The organism is Oerskovia sp. NPDC056781 (assembly GCF_042789955.1).
Classification (GTDB): domain Bacteria; phylum Actinomycetota; class Actinomycetes; order Actinomycetales; family Cellulomonadaceae; genus Oerskovia; species Oerskovia rustica.
In genome coordinates this window covers 1-2,625 of record NZ_JBHUAD010000356.1, presented here as the reverse complement: position 1 = coordinate 2,625, position 2,625 = coordinate 1, and the positions used below count along the sequence as shown (strand labels likewise).

The window sequence follows — 2,625 nt, the reverse complement described above, 5'->3', positions numbered from 1 at the left end:
CCCCGCCCGCCGCGCGGCGCGGGGGCGGGTCGCGCCCCGCACGCCCGCCGGGCCCCGTCGGCCCCACGTGACGGCTGGTGGTCGTCAGGTCGGGCGGACGGGTCCCGGGTTCCCTCGGTGGTGGTACCGCTCCGCCGTCGGTCCGAGGTCGATCGTGCGGCCCTGTGCCGATCGAGCACGGCGTTTCGTGCGGTCGAGCACGGGATCTGGGTCGTCGTGGGTGGGATGACGACCTCAGCCCCGTGCTCGGCCTAGACGAGGACCGCGGGGCTTCAGCGCCTGGCGACCTTCGACCCGCCGCGTGCGGCCGCCTTCGCCGCGGCCTTCTCGCGTGCCTTGATCGACTTCTCGCTCACGGGCTCGTCGCCGCTCGCGCGCAGCTGCCGGTAGTACTCGCGGGCCTCGTCCTGACGGACCTGCTCGGCCCCCGACGCGATCTTGGCGCGCAGGTGCTCGGGGCCGTACCCCCAGGCGTCGACGAGGTCCTGCGCGTGCGGGCGCAGGCGGGCGACGAGGCGGTCCACGTACCCGCTGACGGTGCGCGCACGCTGCGCCGACAGGCGACCGTTGATGAGGTACCACGCGAGGTTGCGCTCGATGGTCGTGAGCCCGAACAGGTCGCGCACCCACGTGAGGACCTGGCGCGTGCCCGCGTCCTCGATCGTGTCGAGCGCCTGCGTGAACGCCTCCCAGTGCAGCAGGTCGGCGTGCGCCTTCGCCATCTCGATGAGCTCGTGCTGGTGCTCGTTGAAGAGCTCGGCGGCCTTCTCGGGCGTGGCCTTCTGGGCCGGGCGCAGGGCCGCGGCGACGTCGGCGACCATGGTCTCGACCCGGTCGGTCAGCAGGTCACGCTGGTTGCCGACGTCCTTGAGGTGCCCGACGGCGCGGCGCGGGTCGCCCACGTCCGCGAGGGTCTGCGCGGCGCGCTTGAGCGGCGTGCGGTGCAGCGCGGCGTCGGCGGCCTGCTCGACGACGAACCGGGCCATCTGCCCGGGCGTGATGTCCTTGAACTCCTTGCCGTAGTCGGCCAGGAGCCGCTTGGCGACGAGCTGGAGCAGGACCGTGTTGTCACCCTCGAACGTGACGTAGACGTCCAGGTCGGCGCGCAGGCTCGTGAGCCGGTTCTCGGTGAGGAACCCGGCGCCGCCACAGGCCTCGCGTGCCTCCTGGAGCGTGTCGAGCGCGAACCACGTGCTCATCGGCTTGAGCGAGGCCGCCATGGTCTCGAGGTCCTCGCGCGACTCGGGGGTGTCGTTCTCCCCTGAGAACACGGTGTCGAACAGGTCGAGCAGGCGGTCGTGCGCGAAGTGCATCGCGTAGGTCTGCGCGATGCGTGGGATCAGACGGCGCTGGTGGGTGCCGTAGTCGAGGATCACGACCTCGTCGACGGCCGACGCGCCGTTGAACTGGCGGCGCTGGTTGCCGTAGGTCACGGCGGTCGCGAGACCCAGCTTCGACGCGGTGATCGCGGCGCCGTCGAGCGAGACGCGGCCCTGGACGAGAGAGCCGAGCATCGTGAAGAAGCGGCGCCCGGGGCTGTCGATCGGCGAGGTGTACGTGCCGTCCTCGGCGACCTGGCCGTAGCGGGCCAGGAGGTTCTCGCGCGGGACGCGGACGTGCGTGAAGTGCAGGCGCCCGTTGTCGATGCCGTTGAGCCCGCCCTTGAGCCCGTCGTCCTCCCCGCCGACGCCGGGCAAGAACGCACCGGCCCCTCCGTCAGCAGTGGTCTCCCGGATGGGCGCGTAGAACGCGTGGACGCCGTGGTTGACGCCGTTCGTCACGAGCTGCGCGAAGACGACCGCCGCGGTCCCGTTGACGGCCGCGTTGCCGAGGTAGTCCTTCCACGCCCCGCGGAACGGGGTGTGGACGACGAACTCCTGCGTCGCGTTGTCGTACGTCGCGGTCGTCGCGATCGAGGCGACGTCCGAGCCGTGGCCCGTCTCGGTCATGGCGAACGCGCCGGGGACGGAGGCGTCCATCGCCCCCGGCAGCAGGCGGTCCTGCTGCTCGGGCGTGCCGAGGTGCAGGATCGCCGACGCGAACAGACCCCACTGGACGCCCGCCTTGATCTGGAGCGAGGGGTCGGCGGCGACGAGCTCCTCGAACCCGGCCAGGTTGCCGCCCGCGTCGTCCTGCCCGCCGAGCCGCGTGGGGAACCCGCGGTGCACCTGCCCGATCTCGACGAGCTGCTTGACCTGGTCCATGACGCGCTCGCGGTGCTCGGTGAGCGAGAGGCCCTCGATGCGGTGGAAGCGTTCCTCGCCGGCGGTCGCGCGAGCCTTGGCCCGCAGGTCCGCCCAACGGCCCAGGAGCTGGTGGGAGAGGTCGGCCACGTCGATGCGGACCTCGCCCGCGGGCATCGAGGGTGTGACGCCTGCGGCGGGGATCGACGTGGAGGCGGCTGCGCCGTCGCCGCGGGTGTCGCGGGCGGTCGTGCGATCTGAGGTGGTGGTCATCGGGACTCCTGTGTGCCGGTGGTAGCCATGAGAGAGGTTCAGAGGTCGTCGGTCGAGGGGGCGGTGTCCTCCGCGGCGGGCGCTGCGCCCCGCCCGCGGGCCATGACCCCGACGGGTCCGCCCCACAGCCAGGCGGCGACGCGCTCGGTGAGCTCGTCGCGGTCGGGGG

At 72.6% G+C, this 2,625-nt stretch carries 1 protein-coding gene; it reads right to left on the bottom strand.

The window, feature by feature from the left end:
• Positions 1–272: 272 nt before the first annotated feature.
• Positions 273–2,456, bottom strand: a complete 2,184-nt coding sequence (locus ACFRCR_RS18265; RefSeq protein WP_377679582.1) for an acyl-CoA dehydrogenase — start codon at positions 2,454–2,456, stop codon at positions 273–275.
• Positions 2,457–2,625: the final 169 nt, after the last annotated feature.

Bases quoted from the DNA above. Each gene is read 5' to 3' on its own strand.
- ACFRCR_RS18265 (WP_377679582.1), bottom strand. From the start codon at position 2,456: ATGACCACCACCTCAGATCGCACGACCGCCCGCGACACCCGCGGCGAC.